Raw genomic sequence first — 603 nt, forward strand, 5'->3', positions numbered from 1 at the left:
GCATTCGCCGCCACCGCCGCAAAGTCCACCTTACCCTTGCCCTGTACCGCTACGTGAACCAAGTTGGCCGACAAGGCGCCAGCGAAGTTCACATCAAACCCGCGACCTGCTGCCACCATGCCGGCTGCCCAATCGCTCTTGCCAATGGCACCGACCACGGGCGCAGCAATACCCGCTGCGGCAACGTTACGCCAGCTGAAACTACCCGCACCGACCGCAGACAGCAGCCCTTGGCTGAGGGCGGTGTTCGTCGCCGCCGCGATTGCCTGATAGGCCCAACTACTGGCATCGACACCCAAGAAGCTTGCCATATCGGCCCCGAAACCGAGCTCACCGACACCTGCCGTCACGCCCGCCGTCAGGGCGCTCTTGGCCACCGCCTTGAAATCAAACTCGTCAATGGCCCCAATCGCCAAGCCGACCGCCTGGCTTGCCACGCTACCTGCTGCCGCTGCCGCTGCTGCTCCGACATAAGGCGCAGCTGCGCCCATGAAGTTAAAGAACTGCGTCATCGGCACTTTGAGTATAACCGTCACAACAACAGCGATCACCATCATGATGATCATGCCTGCACCACCGCAGGCCGCTTTGGCGGGTGGTGGC

1 protein-coding gene is annotated in these 603 nt (G+C 62.4%); it reads right to left on the reverse strand.

Going from position 1 to position 603, the window contains the following annotated elements:
* Window positions 1–512 (reverse strand): hypothetical protein (locus tag V7714_RS20575; RefSeq protein ID WP_335711408.1); only part of this gene is annotated, 512 nt, incomplete at its 3' end.
* Between the last annotated feature and the right edge of the window lie 91 nt (window positions 513–603).

The organism is Chitinimonas sp. JJ19 (genome assembly GCF_036961565.1).
In the GTDB taxonomy this organism is placed as follows: Bacteria; Pseudomonadota; Gammaproteobacteria; order Burkholderiales; family Chitinimonadaceae; genus Chitinimonas.